Annotated in this window: 15 protein-coding genes; 6 read left to right on the top strand and 9 right to left on the bottom strand. The window is 62.5% G+C overall.

All coding sequences use genetic code 11. The features are described from left to right. Positions 1-41: 41 nt before the first annotated feature. The 3 genes from NPS47_RS00340 to NPS47_RS00330 are packed head-to-tail and all read left to right on the top strand — an operon-like array spanning position 42 to position 2,622. Positions 42-905 (top strand): MBL fold metallo-hydrolase, encoded by an 864-nt coding sequence (locus NPS47_RS00340; protein ID WP_274293153.1) that lies wholly within the window; start codon positions 42-44, stop codon positions 903-905. A 26-nt stretch (positions 906-931) separates the two neighbouring features. Next, on the top strand, positions 932-1,681 hold the full coding sequence (locus NPS47_RS00335; RefSeq protein ID WP_274293152.1) for an electron transfer flavoprotein subunit beta/FixA family protein: 750 nt from the start codon (positions 932-934) through the stop codon (positions 1,679-1,681). Next, complete coding sequence (locus NPS47_RS00330) at positions 1,681-2,622, top strand: electron transfer flavoprotein subunit alpha/FixB family protein (protein ID WP_274293151.1); 942 nt, start codon at positions 1,681-1,683, stop codon at positions 2,620-2,622. The genes NPS47_RS00335 and NPS47_RS00330 overlap by 1 nt, the downstream gene beginning before the upstream one ends. A gap of 55 nt (positions 2,623-2,677) precedes the next feature. Here the strand turns inward: NPS47_RS00330 and NPS47_RS00325 are convergent, their stop codons facing one another. Both NPS47_RS00325 and NPS47_RS00320 read right to left on the bottom strand, forming a co-directional pair. Continuing rightward, a complete protein-coding gene (locus NPS47_RS00325; protein WP_274293150.1) occupies positions 2,678-2,980 on the bottom strand; it encodes a DUF6124 family protein in 303 nt (100 codons plus the stop codon). Between the two features lie 470 nt (positions 2,981-3,450). Next, positions 3,451-4,605, bottom strand: coding sequence for an iron-containing alcohol dehydrogenase (locus NPS47_RS00320; protein ID WP_274293149.1), 1,155 nt, complete (start codon positions 4,603-4,605; stop codon positions 3,451-3,453). A gap of 403 nt (positions 4,606-5,008) precedes the next feature. Here NPS47_RS00320 and NPS47_RS00315 point away from each other — a divergent pair, with 403 nt between their 5' ends. Genes NPS47_RS00315 through NPS47_RS00305 form a run of 3 tightly spaced genes read left to right on the top strand, consistent with a single transcriptional unit; the run spans position 5,009 to position 9,029 of the window. Then, positions 5,009-6,439, top strand: a complete 1,431-nt coding sequence (locus NPS47_RS00315; RefSeq protein ID WP_274293148.1) for a hypothetical protein — start codon at positions 5,009-5,011, stop codon at positions 6,437-6,439. A 3-nt stretch (positions 6,440-6,442) separates the two neighbouring features. Further along, the gene (locus NPS47_RS00310) at positions 6,443-7,900 is read left to right on the top strand and encodes an acyl-CoA reductase (protein ID WP_274293147.1); all 1,458 of its coding nucleotides are present in this window, start codon (positions 6,443-6,445) and stop codon (positions 7,898-7,900) included. Positions 7,901-7,946: 46 nt separating this feature from the next. Continuing rightward, a complete protein-coding gene (locus NPS47_RS00305; protein WP_274293146.1) occupies positions 7,947-9,029 on the top strand; it encodes an NAD(P)-dependent alcohol dehydrogenase in 1,083 nt (360 codons plus the stop codon). A gap of 125 nt (positions 9,030-9,154) precedes the next feature. On the opposite strand, the gene NPS47_RS00300 is transcribed toward NPS47_RS00305, so the two are convergent. The 7 genes from NPS47_RS00300 to treZ form a co-directional block, all read right to left on the bottom strand. After that, on the bottom strand, positions 9,155-10,237 hold the full coding sequence (locus NPS47_RS00300) for an autotransporter domain-containing protein (RefSeq protein WP_274293145.1): 1,083 nt from the start codon (positions 10,235-10,237) through the stop codon (positions 9,155-9,157). A gap of 312 nt (positions 10,238-10,549) precedes the next feature. Further along, positions 10,550-11,344 carry an endonuclease/exonuclease/phosphatase family protein gene (locus tag NPS47_RS00295; protein ID WP_274293144.1) on the bottom strand — a complete coding sequence of 265 codons (795 nt, stop codon included), beginning with the start codon at positions 11,342-11,344 and terminating at the stop codon, positions 10,550-10,552. A 63-nt stretch (positions 11,345-11,407) separates the two neighbouring features. After that, on the bottom strand, positions 11,408-13,552 hold the full coding sequence (gene glgX / locus NPS47_RS00290; protein WP_274293143.1) for a glycogen debranching protein GlgX: 2,145 nt from the start codon (positions 13,550-13,552) through the stop codon (positions 11,408-11,410). A gap of 121 nt (positions 13,553-13,673) precedes the next feature. Continuing rightward, the gene (locus tag NPS47_RS00285) at positions 13,674-13,916 is read right to left on the bottom strand and encodes a DUF2934 domain-containing protein (RefSeq protein WP_274293142.1); all 243 of its coding nucleotides are present in this window, start codon (positions 13,914-13,916) and stop codon (positions 13,674-13,676) included. Between the two features lie 18 nt (positions 13,917-13,934). After that, positions 13,935-16,703 carry a malto-oligosyltrehalose synthase gene (locus tag NPS47_RS00280; RefSeq protein ID WP_274293141.1) on the bottom strand — a complete coding sequence of 923 codons (2,769 nt, stop codon included), beginning with the start codon at positions 16,701-16,703 and terminating at the stop codon, positions 13,935-13,937. Next, on the bottom strand, positions 16,700-18,769 hold the full coding sequence (gene malQ / locus NPS47_RS00275) for a 4-alpha-glucanotransferase (RefSeq protein ID WP_274293140.1): 2,070 nt from the start codon (positions 18,767-18,769) through the stop codon (positions 16,700-16,702). Before malQ ends, NPS47_RS00280 begins: the two co-directional genes overlap by 4 nt. Next, entirely contained in the window at positions 18,762-20,540 is a 1,779-nt protein-coding gene (gene treZ / locus NPS47_RS00270; RefSeq protein WP_274293139.1) for a malto-oligosyltrehalose trehalohydrolase, read from the bottom strand. Before treZ ends, malQ begins: the two co-directional genes overlap by 8 nt. Position 20,541 lies beyond the last annotated feature (1 nt).

Raw genomic sequence — 20,541 nt, 5'->3', positions numbered from 1 at the left:
TGCATAAAGTGGCTGCACGTGCATGCAGAGAGGTGGATGTGGTGTATCGCAAGCTATTTTCAGTGACCGGCAGGCCGCGCAAGCTCGATGGCGGCGCGCTGTTCGGGACCACGCCGCGGCGCGCCTGGAGCGAGTGGTTGAGCCCTGACAGTGACAATCAGGTCGAGATGGCATCACGGGTTTTGCTGGTGCAACAAGACGGGGTGAATATCCTGGTGATGGCGGGCGCCGAGGCGTTGTTGGCACCGTTGCCAGCCTCCTGCCGCTGTCAGCGCCCAACGCAGGGCCTGCTCGACAGTCTGGCGCATCTGGGGGTGGCAGAAGGGCAGATACACGCCGTGGTGCTCACGCACCTGCATGCGATGCTTGCGCCGGACGTGCGTCGGGCGGTCAGCGACGGTGATTGTCCGCGGCTGTTGTTCCCGGCTGCCCGTTACCTGGTTGGCCGCCAGCACTGGATCCGCGCCAACCAACCGCACCCGCGGGACCGAACCCTGTTTGTGGCACAGATCGTCAGCCAGCTGCAAAGCAGTGGACGTTTGTGCCTGCTGGATGAGCACGCCAACGACGTGTTGGGTGATGGCTGGCATTTTCATCTCAGCGACGGTTACACCCCGGGGCAATTGTTACCGGAAATCCAGATGCCCGGTGGTCCGTTGATCTTCGCCGGCGACCTGGTACCTGCGCTGCAGTGGCTCACCCTTGATCTGACCACGGCCTTTGACCGCAACCCGGAATGCCTGATTGATGAAAAAGAACGCCTGCTCGACCACCTGGTGGCGATCGGTGGGCGACTGTTTCTGCCCCGCGATCCGAATGTTGCGCTGATCAAGGTCAATCGTGACCGGCAATCGCGTTATCAACCTTTTGACCAGCAAGCCGTCCTGCATCGGCTGGACAGTTGAAACAACCCACTCAACAGGAGTGCTCCATGAAAGTAATGGCTGCAGTAAAGCGCGTGGTCGATTACAACGTCAAAGTCCGCGTCAAGGCGGACGGCTCTGGCGTCGACCTCGCTAACGTGAAAATGGCGCTCAACCCCTTCTGCGAAATTGCCGTGGAAGAGGCGGTGCGTCTCAAGGAACAAGGGATCGCCACAGAAGTCGTGGTGGTGACGGTTGGCCCGGCCACGGCCCAGGAGCAACTGCGTACCGCCCTGGCCCTGGGCGCCGACCGTGCCATCCTGATCGAATCCGCTGAAGGGCTGGGCTCGCTGGCCGTGGCCAAACTGCTCAAGGCGGTGGTCGACAACGAGCAGCCGCAGCTGGTGATCCTCGGCAAGCAGGCGATCGACAGTGACAACAACCAGACCGGCCAGATGCTGGCGGCGCTGACCGGCTTCGCGCAAGGCACCTTCGCCTCCCAGGTTGAAGTGGCTGGCGACAAGGTCAAGGTTACCCGTGAAATCGACGGTGGCCTGCAAACCGTTGCGCTGAACCTGCCGGCCATCGTCACCACCGACCTGCGCCTGAACGAGCCGCGCTACGCGTCGTTGCCGAACATCATGAAGGCCAAGAAAAAGCCGCTGGAAACCGTTACACCTGAAGCGCTGGGCGTTTCCACTGCTTCCACCAGCAAAACCCTGAACGTCGAAGCACCCGCTGTACGCAGCGCCGGTATCAAGGTCAAGTCGGTGGCTGAACTGGTCGAGAAACTGAAGAACGAGGCGAAGGTAATCTGATGACTATTCTGGTAATTGCCGAACACACCAACACCCAGCTTGCCGCCTGCACATTGAACACGGTCGCTGCGGCGAAGCAGATTGGCGATGAAGTTCATCTGCTGGTTGCCGGTACTGATCTCGACGGTGCCGTTGCTGCGGCGCAAGGCATCGAGGGTATCAGCAAGGTGCTGGTGGCCAACAATGCGGCCTATGCTCATCAACTGCCGGAGAATGTCGCGCCATTGGTGGTCAGCCTGGTCATCGACCAGAGCGTGATCTACAGCCACATCCTGGCGCCGGCCAGCGCCAACGGCAAGAACATCCTGCCCCGGGTTGCCGCGATGCTGGACGTTGACCAGATCTCCGAGATCATCTCGGTGGAGTCGGCGGACACCTTCAAGCGGCCGATCTATGCCGGAAATGCGATTGCTACGGTGCAGTCAAACGCTGCGGTCAAGGTCATCACTGTGCGTGCCACCGGCTTCGATGCCGTTGCCGCTGTGGGTGGCTCGGCTGCGGTTGAGGCGGTCGCTGCTGGCCACAATGCGGGTATTTCGGCGTTTGTTGGCGAAGCGCTGGCCACGTCCGATCGTCCTGAGCTGACTGCTGCCAAAATCGTTGTCTCCGGTGGGCGCGGTATGCAGAACGGCGACAACTTCAAACACCTGTATAGCCTGGCTGACAAGCTGGGTGCTGGTGTTGGTGCTTCCCGTGCTGCGGTTGATGCCGGTTTTGTCGCCAACGATATGCAGGTCGGTCAGACCGGCAAGATCGTTGCGCCGCAGCTGTACATCGCCGTGGGGATCTCCGGTGCGATCCAGCATCTGGCGGGTATGAAGGACTCGAAAGTGATTGTTGCGATCAACAAGGATGAGGAAGCGCCGATTTTCCAGGTGGCTGATTACGGTCTGGTGGCGGATCTGTTCGAGGCTGTTCCGGAGCTGGAACAACAGCTTTGAGATACCTGGGGCTGCTAGCTTATCCATTTTGTGTGGATAAGCTCGCAGCAATTGGCTAATGGGGCGAGAAAATCCGTTGCACGCCAACGCCATCAAGCACCGCGTCGATCAGTGCACGTGCCGTCTCGATGTGCTGACCTGCGCCGCACACCAGGGAGCGGTCGTTGAGCGTGAGGTGATCGACCGCATCGCTGACCGTAGCCTCGGCACATTGCAGCAGATGGCAGGCATGCAGTAGCGCTTCTTCGGCGGGAATACCGGCGCGGACAGTGAACATGCGATTGGTGCCGAACGGGGTGTTGGCGGTGGTGGCGTTGGAAAGGTCGAGACTGGGGGGATCGGGGACGAGCTTTTTCATGGGTAACCTCTGTCAGTGAAGCAACCATCCTTCGCTGCTAAACGAAGGTGGCAGCTGTACGCGGGTTAGCAGACCGGTGACAGAGAACCCGGCGCACCCGAAGGTGCCCCACGTACAGCCGCCATAACAGCGGTGCCAGTAGATCTCTGTCATATCCGGACTGCTAAATCCGATCGCTGGATTTTCCAACGACGGCAGCAGCCTATGTCCATGCAGGGCTTGGCACAACAGAGCAACGGCGCCGGGAGTATGATTCAGAACGGTCTGACAGAAAACACCTACAAGCTCGCGATTTGTCGATGTTGATTGTGGGCGCTATCGCGGGGCAAGCCCGCTCCCACTGGCGATCTCATACGCCCCGCGATGCGCTCAACGTGTTGGAATACAAGGAAAATAACCTGAGAAAAGTGGCCGTCGGCAGGCGGGCTCCGCGTTTGGCGACGACCTCCATGTACGTACTGCTCTGCTGCTTAGAAGACCTGCTGGTAAATGGCGTGAATGTCCTCCACGGTCAGCTCGCGCGGGTTGTTGCCGAGCAGACGGGTTTGCTGGCTTGCGTCCTTTGCCAGGGTCTCCAGGTCAGCCTCGGTGACGCCCACTTCACGCAGTCGCGTCGGCAACCCCAGGCGAGCCGGCAAGGCCTGCAAATGGGCAATCAACGACATTGCCCGTTCAAGGATTGCACCACGGCCATGGGGTAGAAGAATGTCCGCCAGCTCGGCGTACAACGGCGCTGCGGCCTCCAGGTTGAAGCGCATCACCGGCGCCAGTACCAGCGAATTGGACAGGCCGTGCGGCACATGAAAGCGTGCGCCCAGCGGATAGGCGAGGGCATGCACCGCCGCGACCGGGGCATTGGCGAAGGCCATGCCGGCAAGGCAGGCGCCGAGCAACATGTTCTCACGCGCTTGCGCATCAGCGCCGTTGGCACACACCCGCTCCAGGTTGTCGCCCAGCAGGCGCAGCGCCTCGCGGGCCAGGCAGTCGGAAATAGGGTTCTTCAAGTGCCTGGAGGTGTAGGACTCAATAGCGTGGACCATCGAGTCGATGCCGGTAGCGGCGGTCACGGCCTTGGGCAGCCCCAGGGTCAGGTCCGCGTCGAGCAAGGCGATGTCAGGCAGCAGCGCGGGCGAAATCACCACGTTCTTCTGGCCCTCGCCAGTGGTGATCACTGATACGGCGGTGACCTCGGAGCCGGTGCCGGCGGTGGTCGGCACCAGAATCAGCGGCAAGCGGCGGCCGTTGGTGCGTTCGATACCGTAGATATCGGCCAGCGATTCTTCGCTGCGGGACAGCAATGCGGTCAGTTTGGCCGCATCCAGAGAGCTGCCGCCGCCAAAGCCGATCACGCAATCGGCGCTGCACTGCCAGGCCGCTTGCACCGCGTCGAGGATCACCGATTCCGGCGGATCGGCCTGCACCTCGCTGAACACCTGCAGGGCAATGCCCTTTTCCGCGAAGCTTTTTTGCACCGGGGCCAGCAGGCCGGTAGCCAATACCCCTGAGTCGGTAACCAACAGCACGGAGCGGTGACCCATGCTCTGGACCTGTTCGGCCAGGCGGGCAGCGGCGCCGCGTTCGATGATGATGGAGCGGGTGGTGTTGAACAGCAGGCGGCGCGTCATGGTGTGGTCTTCCCCGTTGATAATCCGTTGGACCGGCGGCGTCCCGTGAAGCCCGGCGGCAACAGCCGGGGTTGCTCCTTCCGGTCAGAAGTGTTCAGGGTAGGGGATGCAATAACGCCTAGTCTCCTCCCTTGACGGGGGGGGCAGGCCGCCCGTTGCAGCAAAAGCCAATCTTGCCTGTCAGGCGCAGACCGCTTCGCTTCGGGCACGGACCCGGAATAACCCGCTCAGGTGATCGGTTGCCTTCGGGAAAACACCGTAAAAACAGTAGGTTGCGATGTTTTTTCAGGTTGCTGAATCCGGAAATGATTTCGCACTCAAGCGCCCTAAACTGGGACTGCCCAACAGGCCGTTGCAGCGTAGCGGCCAGGGCGTGATCGAGTGAATTCCAGGAGACTGTCCCTTGAAAAAAACAACAGAAGAACAGGTCGAACTGCTGCTGAGCGACCCGGTGGCCCTGGTCGGGCACAGCCTGCAGAACTGGAAGCAGATGCCTGTCGAACAGATTGATGGGCTGCAGCTGGCGGGCCTCAAGCGCCGTTTTGGCGAAATGCGCGAGCAGATTGCAGTGCTAAAGAAACTGGCGGACGCCGAAGGTGTCGAGCGCATCGAGCAACTCGACGATGTGGTGCCGCTGCTGTTCGAGCACACCCTGTTCAAGTCATACCCGCCATCCTTGCTGGAAAACAACAACTTCGCCGCCCTCAACAAGTGGCTGGGCAAGCTGGTGATTCCGGCACTGGCGCAAAAGATTGCCGCCGTTGACGTCAGTGCCTGTAAAGGCCTGGACGACTGGTTCGAAACCATGGACGAGAACGTCCCCGAGCTGTGCCTGAGCCACACCTCTGGCACCTCCGGTACGCTGTCGTTTCTGCCGTGCAGCACCCGCGAGTTCGACAAAGCCTCCGAAGTGCGCAAGCTCTATGCCTGGAACATGACCGGGCCGGATACCCCCGACCCGGCTATGCACACGGCCTACCCGTACTACCGCAAGGGCTACCTCAGCCATCTGCGCGGCATAGGCTCGCTGACGCGCGTGCTGTTGCCGGACCTTGCGCATTTCCACCCGGCCTATCCGTCCACCCTGTCCAGCGATGTGCTGCGCCTGGGTGCCAGACTGCGTGCAGCGCACAACAATGGCACCCTGGATCGCCTGGTGGTAGCGCCAGAGCTGCTGGCCAAGAAAAAAGCCTTCGATCAGCAGCAGGCCGAGATGCCGCAGCATCTGGCCAGGTTTTTCGATGACATCGCCACCCGCCTCAGGGGCAAGCGCGTGTACATCGGCGGCACCTGGAACCTGTTGCACAACATGGCCAAGGCCGGTCTGGAGCGCGGCCTGGAATCTGTGTTCGATCCCGACTCCTACATCATCACCACCGGGGGTGCCAAAGGCGTGGTACCGCCGCCGAACTGGCGCGAGGAGGTCATGCGCTTTACCGGGGTGAAGGGCTTGCATGAATCCTATGCCATGTCGGAAGTGGTCAGCGGCTCGCACCTGAAATGCGAGCACGGCAACTACCACTTCTCGCACACCGCGATCCCCTTTCTGCTCGACCCCGAGACCAGCAAACCGCTGCCGCGCCGAGGGCGCCAGACCGGGCGTGCGGCGTTCTTCGATCTGGGCGCGGACATCCATTGGGGCGGTTTCATCACCGGCGACGAAGTCACCATCGAATGGGATGAACCCTGCAAGTGCGGACGCCACAGTCGCTATGTCGTCGGGGCAATCCAGCGTTACAGCGAAAAGAACGGCGGCGACGACAAGATCACCTGCGCGGCCTCCGAACAATCCCATCGTGAAGCGATGGACTTTCTCAACACCCTGGAGGGCTGAGTCATGACCCACCCCATTGCGCCGATGATCATTCGCGGTCAAGTGATCACCGACAACCTGATCGAAGTGGGTGGCCGCGGTGGCGACCTGAGCTTCCTCACCCCCGATGCCAACAAGTACATCGACCGCTTGCCGCTGGGCAATCCGGCGAAGCTGGCGGATCTGTACCGCTTGAGCTTCGAGGACATTCTCGATTACGCCGTGGCGCTCGGCGAACGCCTGGCCCTGGACAACAACCCGTACCTGCAGGAAGCCTGTGAGCTGTCGTACCTGACGGCGCCGACCACCCCGAGCATCGTCAAGGGGTCCTACATGGGCCTGAAGCACCTGCTGTCGCGTGAGTTGATCAGGGAGATGGCCGAAAGTACGGTCGGTATCAATTACCTGGAAGGCTGGGTGCCGCAAACCCTGCTCGACGGCACTCAACTTGAAGTGCGCTGCTTCGGTGCGCGTACGCTGCACATCGTCGCCGGCAACGCGGTGTCGTTGTCGTTGTGGACCATCATCCGCAACATGGTCCTGCGCAGCGATGCGATCATCAAGGCGCCGTCCAATGACCCGTTCACCGCACTGGCCATCGCCCGCACCATGGTCGAAATGGCCCCCGACCACCCGTTGACCCGGCACCTGAGTGTCGCCTACTGGAAAGGTGGCGACGAGGCGTTCGAGCAGCGCCTGTACCAGCCGCAGAACCTCGAGAAAATTGTCGCCTGGGGCGGTTTTGCCTCGATGAAACATGTCACCCGTTATATCCAGCCCGGTCTGGAACTGATTTCCCTGGACCCCAAACGCAGCGCCAGCATCATCGGCAAAGCGACCTTCGACAGCGAAGCGAACATGCGCGAAGCCGCCGTGCGCCTGGCGGCCGATATCGGTGCGATCAATCAGAAGGGCTGTGTTTGTGCGCGGGTGGTGTACGTGCAGAGCGGCACGGATGAGCAGGGGCTGGAACGCCTTAACGTCTTTGGCCAGTACGTCTACGAGGCCATGCTCGGTTTGCCCAACACCCTCAGTACCACGCCCAAGCGTTATGACCAGGGCCTGAAAGCCCATGTCGATGCGCTGCGCCTGGATGACGAGTGGTACAAGGTCATCGGCGGCAAGGCAGGTGAGGGCGCGATCATCTGTTCGCAGCTGCCGGAGCCGGTGTCGTTTGCCGCCAGCCTCGACGACCGTACCGCCAACCTGGTGCCGGTCGACGACTTGAGCGAGATGATGAATGCGGTCGATGCCTACACCCAGACCGTCGGTGTCTATCCGGAAAGCATCAAGGACCAGCTCAAGGATGTGTTGCCGTTGTATGGCGCGCAACGCATCGTCTCGCTGGGCTATGCCGCGGCGATGAAATTCGCCGCGCCACAGGACTCCATCGAACCGATGCGGCGCATGGGTAAATGGATCTCCAACCAGATCGCCGCCCCCGAAACCAGCGCTGCACCCTGGCTGCGTCAGTCGATCTAGTGGACAGATCCACAGCTGTTATTGCCCTATAACTTGAGGAAACACCATGACCACCTGTATCGGCTACGGCGTCCATGAAGCCAACGCGCCGCTTGAACCTGTGCGTTTCAACCGTCGGGCGTTGCGTGACGACGATGTCGCCATCGACATCGACTACTGCGGCGTCTGCCATTCCGACATGCACTATGTGCACAACGACTGGAACAGCACGCGCTTTCCCTGTGTACCAGGCCATGAAATCGTTGGCCGGGTCTCCGCCGTGGGCAGCGCCGTCAGCCGTTACCGGGCTGGCGATCTTGTCGCGGTCGGCTGTGTGGTCGACAGCTGCCAGCAGTGCGAGGCCTGCGAGGATCACCAGGAGCCGCATTGCACCCAGGGCATGACCCCGACCTACAACGGCCTGGACCGCATCAGCGGCGAAGTGACCCGCGGTGGCTACGCCCAGCACATCGTCGTGCGCGAGCAGTTTGTGCTGCGTGTACCGCAGACGCTCGACCCTCGCTTTACCGGCCCGCTGCTGTGCGCGGGCATCACCGTGTGGACGCCAATGCGCGAGCATGACGTCAAGGCCGGCACGCGCCTGGCCGTCGTCGGTCTGGGCGGCCTCGGCCATATGGCGGTCAAGCTCGGGGTTGCCCTCGGTGCCGAGGTGACGGTGATCACCACCTCGCCCGGCAAGGCTGATGATGCCCGCGCGCTCGGCGCCCATCATGTTTTGTTGTCCAGTGAGCCGCAGGCGATGAAAGTGGCGGCCAGCAGCTTTGACCTGGTGCTCGATACCATCCCGCGCAGCCACAACGTCAACCCCTACCTGATGCTCCTGGCCCGTAAAGGCACGCTGGTGCTGGTGGGGGCGCTGGAACCGCTGGAACCCATTCATGGTGCATTGCTGGCGCTCAACAACCGCTCGATTGCCGGCTCGTTGATCGGTGGCCTGCAACAGACCCAGGAGCTGCTGGACTTCTGCGCCGAGCACCAGGTGCTGCCGAGCTGCGAGATGATCGGGATTCAGGACATCAACCAGGCCTTCACGCGCATGCACAATAATGATGTGAAGTACCGTTTCGTGATCGACATGGCGTCGCTCAAGTCCGTCGATATCCAGGACACGGGGGAGCGTGCAAGGTAAAAAACCTGTACAGGTGCGCAGCCATCTCTAGTGGGCTACGCATTGGTTCTGGCGGCGCATACACGCAAAGGCTCCGTACTATCGCCGCCTTGAACGATGCTATTCACACAATTGCCTACCGCCAGTTACCACCTGACCCTGACCCCGAGGTTGCCGATCACCCCGTTCAAGTCATTGTCATCGACATCGCTGCTGTAGTCGGCGCTGACGAACAATGCCACTTTGGGGGTGACGCGTGCCACCAGGCCCAGGCCCAGTTCAACGGTGGTGGAGTTGCGCCCGCTGCTGATCTTGTCGACCTTGTCCAGGCTGACGGTGTCGGCGTTGGAAAAGTCGTGCCAGACGTTGGTACGCAGGAAGGGTTCGACGGGCATGCCACGCACGTTGTAGCGCGCAGACAATTTGGCGCCGACCCGGCCGGTCCAGTTGGGCTGTTGATCGAAGGCTTGCTGGGTGTCGGTCTGGGTCTGGCTGCCGGGGAAGTACTGTTGGTTGATCAATTGCGCTTGCGGTTCGATCGTCCAGTTGGCGCCCAGTTTGATCGGAAAGCCACCTTCGACCGACAAGGTCAGCGCATGCCCGTCGCCATCCAGACGCTGGCCGTTTTCGCTACGGCCGTTGACGTCGAAACGGGTGCCCATGGCCACGGCATCCACATGCCAACCCTGATCGTGGGTCATGCTCCAGTACATACCCAGGCTTTCACCTTCGAGGCTGACGTTGGATTTTTTGTCGCCAACCTGGGGTTTGCGCATGCCATCGAAGCCACTTTGCAGGTTGCTGTGACCGACGAAGAAACCGGCACGGTGAGTATTGCCGCCACTGGTTTCGCGAATGAACAGGTCCGGGCTGATCTGCAGGCTCTGGTTGTTCATTTCCAGACGCGCGGGTGCAGGCGCACCGTTTCTGGTCGGGGCCGGAAAGAAAGGCGCCCACTGGCTGGCGATGGTGTCGGAGGCTGCCGGCGCGTGGCGCTCGGCCAGGCGCTCGGAGAACGCGCCAAGGGTGGTCAGGCCCAGGCCACTGGCACTGACAGGTGTCAGCGATAGTCCCGGCAACGTGTGCACCTGCGCTTGCACAAGAGAGTTGTACGGGTCGATATCCTCCAGGCCCAACGCATGGGTTTCCAACGGGGTTGCAAGAAGCAGCGACGTGGAAACCGCGTAGAAAACATACTCAAAGCCAGCAGGATTCAGAGTTTTTTTCATGGCGGATCTCCTCTGTTGTAACAGCCAAGGATTCTGGCCTGATGTCACGGGCTGTAAGGCAAAACCAGAGGGCGACCCAAACCAGCAAGACCGGTCTCTTTCGCGCGCTGAAAGGCGCGAGCTAGAGGCCCGGAAAGGAGTCTTGCAATGCTGCATTACATGTAGCTAAGGAGAGGAGCGGGCGGGCGTCAAGAATGTGTTATGTAACAGTTGTCAAGCTATTGGATGGGGCAATCTGCTGAAATTAAACAATTATTTACATTCGATAGTCGTGATGGCAATTTCAGCCATCACGGCTATGCCGAATCATTGCTAAAGCTGTACTTCTACAGCCAGCGGCAGATGATCGGAGAGGTGACTCCAGGGCTTGTTACCGAGAATTCGTGGCGCATGGCTGATGGCATTGCGCAGGTAGATACGGTCCAGGCGTAATAATGGCAAGCGTGCCGGATAGGTGCGCGCCAACAGACCGTGATGACGCTCGAACGCTTCATGCAGGCCTCGGTGCAAGCCCAGGGTACGGTTGCCATGCAACTTCCAGTCATTGAAGTCGCCGGCGATGATCACCGGCGCGTCGGCGGGCAGCGAGTCGAGCAAGCGGCGCAGCAGCTGCAACTGCTTTTGCCGATGGCTTTCCAGCAGCGACAGGTGCACGCAGACGGCATGGACGTGCGGCTGGCCCGGCACATCCAGCACGCAATGAAGCAGGCCGCGGCGCTCGGGGCCGGTGATCGAGACGTCAAGGTTGCGGTGCTCGATGATCGGGTACTTGGACAACAGCGCATTGCCATGGTGGCCATTGGGGTACACGGCATTGCGCCCATAGGCAAAGTCGCTCCACATGCTGTCGGCGAGGAACTCGTATTGCGAGGTTTGCGGCCACCTGGCGTGGCGGGCGGCATGGCGGTCGTGGCTGCCGAGCACTTCCTGAAGAAACACGATGTCGGCCTGGGTGCTGCGCACCGCCTCGCGCAGTTCGGGCAGGATGAAGCGGCGGTTGAAGGCGGTGAAACCCTTGTGGGTGTTGACGGTCAGTACCTGCAGCCGGCGCACGGCCGGCGCCGTTTGGGTGCTTGTAAGGAGAGTGGGGTCCGGTTCGAGTTTCACGGTTGCTCCTGGTGACCAAGCCTACTGCATGGGACCGGCTCCGAAGGCGTCGGTTCCCGCTGTTCAACTGTCGTCTTCGGGGTGCAGCTCCAGCAGTACCAGCGAACGTCCTTGCACCTGCAACGGGCTGTCGAAGCCATGCCGTTCACCCTTGCGCAATTGTGGCCGATCGGTGTCGATCAGGCAGTTCCAGTGTTGACCTTCAGGCACCTGTGGCAGGGTGAAGGCCAGCGCGTCGTGATGGGCATTGACGATCAGCAACAAGGTGGCATCCGCCCCCGGGCGCTGGATACCGCTGACCTGGGCGCGACCATCCATCAACATGCCCAGGCAACGGCCCTGACTGTCCTGCCATTGCTCGACACTCATCTCGCTGGCGTCTGGCGCCAGCCAGGTGACGTCCTTGACCCCGATTGCCTCATTGTAGTCGCCGACCAGAAAGCGTGAGCGGCGCAACACCGGGTAAGCCAGACGCAGTTTGGTCAGGCGTTTGACGAACTTGAGCAGCGCCGCGCCCTCGTCATCCAGCTGCCAGTTGACCCAGCCGATTTCGCTGTCCTGGCAGTAGGCATTGTTGTTGCCGTGCTGGGTGCGGCTGAACTCGTCGCCGGCGACGATCATCGGCGTGCCCTGGGCCAGCAGCAAGGTGGCGAAGAAGTTGCGCATCTGGCGCAGGCGCAGGGCGTTGATGTCGGGATCATCGGTGGCGCCTTCGACGCCGTGGTTCCAGGAGATGTTGTGATTGCTGCCATCCTCGTTGTTTTCGTCGTTGTCTTCGTTGTGCTTGTCGTTGTACGAAACCAGATCGCGCAGGGTGAAGCCGTCGTGCGCGGTGACGAAATTGATCGAGGCGTAGGGCCGCCGTCCGCGACGGTTGAACAGCTCGCCAGAGGCGGTCATGCGTGCGGCGAAGTCGGCCAGCTGGCCTTCATCGCCTTTCCAGAAGGCGCGCACGGTGTCGCGAAAGCGGTCGTTCCACTCGGCCCAGCCGGGGGCGAAATTACCCACCTGATAGCCGCCGGGGCCGCAGTCCCAGGGCTCGGCAATCAGCTTGACCTGGCTGAGCAGCGGGTCCTGGCGACAGGCCACGAGGAAGCTGTGACGCTCGTCGAAGCCTTCGTGGTAACGGCCAAGGATGGTCGCCAGGTCGAAGCGAAAACCGTCCACATGCATCTCGCCGGCCCAGTAGCGCAGCGAGTCGGTGACCAGTTGCAGCACGCAGGGGTGGCTCAGGTCCAGGGTGTTGCCGGTGCCCGAATCGTTGATGTAGTAGCGCTTGTCGTCGGGTCTCAGGCGATAGTAGGAGGCGTTGTCGATACCACGCATGGACAGGGTCGGGCCCAGTTCGTTGCCTTCGGCGGTGTGGTTGTAGACCACATCGAGGATCACCTCCAGGCCGGCATTGTGCAGGTGCGCGACCATCTCCTTGAACTCGGCGATCTTGCCGTTGGCCAGGTAGCGCGGATGCGGGGCGAAGAAGGCGATGCTGTTGTAGCCCCAGTAGTTGTTCAGACCCTTTTGCAGCAAGTGCTGGTCGTTGACGAAGGCATGGATCGGCAACAGCTCGATGGAAGAAACGCCCAGCTGCTTGATGTGCTCGAGCAAATCGTCGCACATCAATCCGGCAAAGGTGCCGCGGTTACTCTCCGGCACCGCCGGATGGCGCATGCTGATGCCACGTACATGGGCTTCATAGAGGATGGTGCGGTCCCAGGGCACCCCGACACGCTGGTCGCGGCCCCAGGTGTAAGCCGGGTCGATGACCTTGCACTTGGGCACGAACGGCGCGCTGTCGCGCTTATCGAAACTGAGGTCGCCATCGGCGTGGCCAATGGTGTAGCCAAACAGCGCTTCGGACCATTTCAGGCTGCCCACCAGTTGTTTGGCGTAAGGGTCGATCAGCAGCTTGTTGGGGTTGAAGCGGTGACCGTTCTGCGGCTCATAGGGACCGTGTACGCGGTAGCCGTAGATCTGCCCGGGATGGGCATCGGGCAGGTAGCCGTGGAAGATTTCGTCGGTGTATTCCGGCAGTTCGATGCGTTCGAGTTCAACCTCGCCGCTGGCGTCGAACAGGCACAGCTCGACCTTGGTGGCGTGGGCGGAGAACAGCGCGAAGTTGACCCCCAGGCCGTCCCACGTGGCGCCCAGCGGAAAGGGCAGGCCTTCGCGGATTCGTGAGGGTTCGACGACAGGGGCGGGCTTTTTCATGGTGCTCCTTGATCGGTCTGGTTAATCGCGGGGCAAGCCCGCTCCCACAGGGCAGTCCGCTCCTACAAGTCAGTTGCCCCCACCAGTTCTCGGTGGGAGCGGGCTTGCCCCGCGAAAAGGCTCATGCAACCGGCGGCTTCCTGCTCGCCCGCGGCTTCTTCACCGCGGCCGGTTTGCTCGGCGGCGACGCCGGTGCAGCCGGTTTGGCCCTGGCCTTGCGCGGCGTCGCCTTGGGCGCCAGGGCTTCGGCCTCGGCGAGTTTGCGTGCCATTTCCCAGTGCCGGGATTCCTGGCCTTCGGGCTTACCCTCCGATTCCCAGATCTGGTAGGCAAATTCACGGACACGTTTTTCTTCGATACTCATCTCGACGCTCCTGAGGGTTTAGGCATGATCAATCAACAGGTTGACCGGAAACTCCTTGAGTGCAGCGCTGAGTAACAGCTCCTTTGAGGCTGTGACTACGCTACCGGCAAAAAGTCCCGAGCAATGGGCAGGTGACAAGGTAAACGGCAACAGCAGCCGGGTATCTTCCCAGTGGTGTGCCGGGATCAACGGAATCGGGGTATCAGCAAGCAAGCCGCAGGCCAGGCGCGGCACAATCACGATGGCTCGCGCCGCGTCACCGATGCGAGCGAAGGCCAGTACCTGTGCGGCGTGTCTACCCTGCACCTGCAGTGGCAGGTAGCGGCCCTGGCTGAACAGTTCGGGGTACTGCTGGCGCCGTTGCAGCACCTGGCTGATCAGCGCCTGCTTGACCCGCCCGCTGCGCCAATCCTGGAGCAGCTGCGCGGTGTTGGTGCTGTCGTCCAGCGCCTGGCGCCGGGCAGTAAAGTCCACCGCGCGACGGTTGTCCGGATCGACCAGGCTCAGGTCCCAGAACTCATTGCCCTGGTACAGGTCGGGCACGCCGGGGACGGTCATGCGCAACAGGCACTGGGCGAGGCCGTTCAAGGCGCCGGCGCAGGCGATGGACTGCGCCGCCTGAGCCAGGGAGTGGCGCAGTTGCTGGTTCTGCCGGTCTTGCAGCAGACCACGGATGAAGGCCTGGCACGCGTGTTCGTAGACGTCGTTCGGCGCGCTCCAGCTGCTGCGCAATTTGGCTTCACGCAGGGCCTTGCGTTGCCATTGCAGCAGCCGCTCGACATAAGCCTGCAGCGCCAGCGGATCGTCTTCGTTCAGGTCCAGGGGCCAGCTGCCCAGCAAGGTCTGGTACAGCAGCCATTCATCCCCCGGGCTCGGCGCCTCGCCATCGGCCAGCGTGCTGCGCAGCGGCGCGGCCAGTTCACGCCAGTGCTCGACCCGGCTGACCAACCAGCGGCTACGTTCGCTCAGCACTGCCAGGCGCGCACGGCTGTCTTCACCGCGCTTGTGATCGTGGGTGGCGGTGCACAGCAGGTTGTGCGGGAACTGTTGCTGGCGCTGTTCACATGCCTGGTGAAAGGCCGCGAGCGGTGCGCTGAAATGCTCGGCATCAAAGCCTACGTCATTGCGTGACAGGAGTAAGGCCGAGCGGTAGAAAGCGGTGTCTTCGACGGCTTTGGCGGCGGTCGGTGCGGTCAGTTGCTGAAAGCGGATGCAGGCGTGGCGCAGGTGTTTGCGTGACGGGCCGGGTGGCAGGCTGCGCCAGGGTTGGCCGCCAAGCCAGCGCTGCAGCGAGTCGAGCACAGGCCAGTCGCCTTCGCTCAGATTCTGCCGGGCAGCCGCCATGGCATGGTTGAAGAACGGCAGATCGTCGTCGCTGCGTCCGCCAGCATGCAGATAAGTGCGGTACACCGGGTAATGCTCGACCAGTGCCTGCAGTGCCCGGCGAATCGCGCCCAGGGTCAGGTCACGGCTCATCAGGTCGTCGCGGGCGACCTGCAGCAAGGCCTGGGCAACCGATTCGAAGTCTCCGGCCAGGCTGGTGGTGAGCACCTGCTGGCGGGCCAGACGCAGCTCTTCGGCAAACGCCGGGCGTTCACTGAGGGCAGTCCAGGCTTCGTTGAGGATGTCTTCGCCTTGCGGGTCGTGTTGCAGCAGGCTGACCTGGTTCATGAACTCATAGCCGGTGGTGCCATCCACCCCCCAGTCACGGTGCAACTGTTCGTTAGCGCCGAGGATCTTCTCGACGTAGATTGGCAGGTGTTCCAGCGCGGCACCCAGCGGCCGCTGAGCCAACAGGGCATCGACGCGCCTGCGCAGTTTGCGGCAATAACCACGGGGATCGGCAAGACCGTCGATATGATCGATGCGCAGGCCATCGACCAGGCCCGTGCGGATCAGCTCGAAAATCTTCTGATGCGTGGCTTCGAACACCTCGCTGCGCTCGACCCGCAGGCCGGCCAGTTCGTTGATGTCGAAAAAGCGCCGCCAATTGATGTCGTCGGCGGCGGTGCGCCAGCTGGCCAGGCGATAGGCCTGCTGTTCGAGCAGGCGGTGCAGGCGCTCGAAGCCTGTCGCTGTGCGCCCGTCAAAGGCATCGAGCAGGCTGTCGAGCGAAACCGTTGTGGCCAGCGCCAGCAGTTCCTGTTGCAGCAATACGGCCTTTTCAGTGGCCTGAGTATCGCTGTGCAAAGCGTCAAAGCGCGTGCCCAGGGCTTGCACTGCAGGGTTGTCACTCAGGCAGAGGATCTGTCCGTAGTCGGCCGGGCAGACCGGAAAGCGGTGCTCATGGTGACGGATGTGGAAACTGCCCGCGCTGGCCTGGAAGCACAGCGGAATGTCGCCGGCCTGCAGGACTGCGCCGTAGTCACTGGCGAGGAACGGCAACAGCAGCTGGCCTTCGAGCAAGGGATCGGCAGAGTGCCACTGGATATCGAAGAACGTGCTGTAGCGGCTGCGCCGGCCCCAGCTCAGCAGGTCTTGCCACCAGGGGTTGTCACTGCCAACGGCCATGTGGTTGGAGACGATGTCGAGTATCAGGCCCATGCCATGCAGGCGCAATGCCGCTACCAGCCTGATCAGTGCCGCTTCGCCGCCGAGTGCCGGGTTGACCCGGGTCGGGTCGATCACGTCGTAGCCATGCAGCGAGCCGGGTCGCGCACTGAGCAGCGGCGAGGCGTACAGGTGGCTGATGCCCAGGCGGGCGAAGTAGGGCACCAGCGCCAGCGCATCGTCGAGGGTAAAGCCAGCATGAAACTGCAGGCGCAGGGTGGCATTCAAGGCGTTCAACGGTCGCGCTCCCAGGCCTGCTCACGGGCCTGGGCCAGCAGCTCCAGGCGCCTCGCGGCATCGGCATCGTCCAGCAGTGCGCTGGCTGGCAGGGAAAACCGTCGGCGCCAGTTCGGATGCGTGTCGACGGTGCCGGGTAGGTTGGGTTGTTCGTCGATGCCCAGCAGGTCTTCCAGCGGTATCAGCACCAGGGGCGCGCGGGTATGTCCCAGGTAACGGATGCAGGCATCGATCAGGCCATCACTGTCGGGTTGTACGCTGTAATTGCGCTCAAGGGTCTGTTGCAGGCCCTGACGCTCCTGCTGACGGGTGTCGCGCCAGTGCCGTTCGGTGATGGCGTCGATCAGCGCCAGACGCTGGTTCCAATCGATGTCGCGGGCCTGCAGCCAGCCGGCCAGGGGCGGCAGGTCATGGGTGCTGGAGGTGGCCAGGGCATTGTCCGGCCAGTCGAGGATGGGCTTGAAGTGGCCGGGCGGGTCCTGCTCGAATTGCAGCACGCGCATGCCGAGAATGGCGCGCTGGGCGAGTTTTTCCCGCAAGCCTTCCGGCACGGTGCCGAGGTCTTCGCCGAGCACAATGGCGCGGTGGCGCACCGACTCCAGGCACAGCAGGCGCAACAGATCGTCCAGCGGGTAGTTGAGGTACGCGCCTTCACTGGCATGGGCGCCCTGGGGAATCAGCCACAGGCGCTGCAAACCCATGACATGGTCGATGCGCAAGCCACCGGCATGGGCAAAGTTGGCCCGCAGCATCTCGATAAAGGCGCGGTAGCCACTGCGCCGCAAACCTTCGGGCGAGAAGGCGCAGATCCCCCAGTTCTGCCCCGAGCGATTGAGGATATCGGGCGGGGCGCCAACGTTGAGCTCAGCCAGCAGTTCATCCTGGCGGCTCCAGGCCTGGCTGCCGGCACCGTCGGCACCGACCGCCAGGTCAGCGATCAGGCCGATGGCCATGCCGTTGCTGCGAGCGGCGTCCTGGGCACGCTGCAGGCTGCGTTCGATCAACCATTGGCAGAAGGCATGAAACTGGATCTGCTGGGCATTCTGTTCGGCAAAAATGCGCACTTCGGGGCTGTGCGGGTCGTGCCAGGCCGCCGGCCATTGCCGCCAGTCCGGGCTTAGCCCCCGGCCCTCGGCCTGCTCCAGCAGTGCTTCAAAATAGCAGTGGCGCTCCAGGGCGGCGCCGGCCTTTTCGCGGTAGCTGTCGAAGTCGGCCCGTAGCGGATCGTCGCCATCGATGAAGTCTTCAAACAGCAGGCGCAGCACCTGGTAGCGTGCAGCTGCAGCCGTCGGCCAGTCGATCAGGGGTTGTTGTTCGAGTTGCCGCAGTTGCGCCTCCAGCCCCAGGGTCTCTATCGCCATGCGCACGGCGCGTTCACCCAGCAGGGCGGAGGGGCTGGCGTAGACACTGTTGAGCCACAAGCGGCTGGACGGCGAATACGGACTGTAGCGCCGGGTATCGCTGGCGAACATGGCGTGCAGCGGGCTGATGGCCAATGCATCGGCACCCCGTTCGGCGGCGCTGCGGGCCAGTTGTTCCAGCGCCAGGCAGTCGCCGAAACCACCATCACCGCCACGGCGCAGGCTGTACAGCTGCGCGCTGATACCCCAGCAGCGGGGTGTTGGGGAGCCGAGGGCATCCTGCAGGCTGAAGCAGCGTGTCGGGGCGACAGCGAGGGTAAAGTGCCGGTCGCCGATCTCCAGCCGGTGGTAGCCGATCGGTAGCCCCGCAGGGAGCGCGCTGTCGGCATCCAGTTGCAGCTGTTGTTCGGTGCCGTCTTCCTGCACGACCCGGCAAGCGCTGGCAGCGGCAAAGTAGGCCGACAGGTCCAGTGCCTGCTGCACATCGACAGTAAACAGCGGCGGCAGGTGCCGGGCATCATGGGCAACTTTGAGCGCTTGCAGGCTGGCGGTAATGCGCTGGGTGTCGTCGGCTGGATGACCGAGCCCGGCCAGGACCTGGCGCAAGGCCGGGTCGCTGACGCGTTGCGCCCGACCGTTGGCGTCAATCCAGTTCACGGCAACACCTGCCAGTTCGGCCAGTTGCTGCAAAAGGGCATCAGTCATGGACACGCTCCGGCGTATGGGGAGGTAGCAGGCTGACCAGGGTGGAGTAAGCGCCCAGTTGGTGGCTTTGCGCTGATTCGTCTGCGCAGTAGTACAGGTGTGTCGAGGCATCGGGCAGCCTGCACGGCACCGCAGACTCGCCGAGGTTAAGGTCGATGCGCAGTTCGCGACCATCGGCCAGGCGCCAGCGCGCGGTGAGGGCTTTGTCAGCTATCACTTCTGCTCCCAGGGCACGGCAGCCGGGCAGGTGGGGAGTGATGTGTAGATGGCGCAGGTGCAACAACTGTTGGTAGAACGTTTGCCAGGGGGGATGTGGATCGTCGGGCACGCGCGGGCGCGAATCAGAGTAGGTGGCCAGGGCGTTAGGGTCGGCGATTGCCGCCCTTTGCCCAGCGTCGGCGTAGGCCTTGAACCCGGCAAACTCGGCCCGCCGTCCTTCGCGTACGGCATCGGCCAGGGCATCGTGATGGTCGGTAAAGAACAGGAACGGCTGTTCGCTGCCCCATTCTTCGCCCATGAACAGCAACGGAATCATCGGTGACAGCAACAGTAGTGTGGTGGCAGCGCGTAGCGCTTGAGGCGGGCAGAGCCGGGTCAGGCGCTCGCCTAGAGCGCGGTTGCCGACCTGATCGTGGTTCTGCAGGAACAGCACGAAGGCGCTGGGCGGCAGGTGGGCGCTGGCTTCGCCACGGGGACGGCCATTGCGGTCAGGCTCACCCTGGAAGACGAAACCCTGACTCAGGCATCTGGCCAGCTTGTGCATCGGCGCCTGGCTGTAGTCGGCATAGTAGGCTTCATCTTCCCCGGTCAGCAGGACGTGCAAGGCGTTATGGCCGTCATCGTTCCACTGGCCGTCGAACACGCCTTCGAGCAGGCTTGCCTGGTTGTGCTCATTTTCAATTGTCAGCCAGACGTATCTACCCGCCGCGATGGTGCGACGCACACGCTGGCTGAAGGCATGGAGAAAATCCGCATCATCAATGGCGTGCACCGCATCCAGGCGCAAGCCGTCGAAGCGATAGTCATGCAGCCACATCAATGCATTTTCGATAAAGAAGTCACGCACCTGGCGGCGGCGAAAGTCAATGGCGGCGCCCCAAGGGATACTCCGCTCCTGATGAAAGAACGCGCTGGCATAGTGATGGAGGTAATTGCCGTCCGGGCCGAAGTGGTTGTAGACCACATCCAGCAGCACCATCAGACCAAGACCATGGGCCTGGTCGATCAGCTGACACAGTTGCTCCGGCGTGCCGTAGCTGTGTTGCGGGGCGAAGGGCAGCACGCCGTCATAACCCCAGTTGCGCTCACCGGGAAACTGGCCAAGGGGCATCAGCTCGATGGCGGTCACACCCAGTGCCGCCAGCCGTGGCAACTGCTCGATCACCTGCGCGTAGCCGCCCATGAGACCGACATGCAGTTCGTAGATCACCGCCTGATGCCAAGGGCGGCCTTGCCAATGGCGGTGCTGCCAAGGGTAGGCAGCAAGGTCGACGACCTGGCTGGGGCCGTGCACGCCTTCGGGTTGAAAGCGCGACGCCGGGTCAGCCACTTGCAGTTCGCCGTCAATGCAATAGCGATAGCGGCTGCCAGCAGTCGCCGGGCAGCGACCGCGAAACCAGCCATCGGCCCCGCGCTGCAACGCCAGGCGCTGGTCGGGCAGCAGGCACACCTCGACGCTGTGGGCATCGGGTGCCCACAGCGCGAAGCGTACGGTGTTGCTGTCGAGCATCACGGCCCCGTGGGTCGCGAAGTGATCTGACCTCAAGGGCATA

The sequence above is a fragment of the Pseudomonas putida genome (genome assembly GCF_028682475.1).
GTDB lineage: Bacteria > Pseudomonadota > Gammaproteobacteria > Pseudomonadales > Pseudomonadaceae > Aquipseudomonas > Aquipseudomonas putida_AG.
Note: the sequence above shows the minus strand (reverse complement) of the source record. Positions and strands in the feature narration are given on the sequence as shown.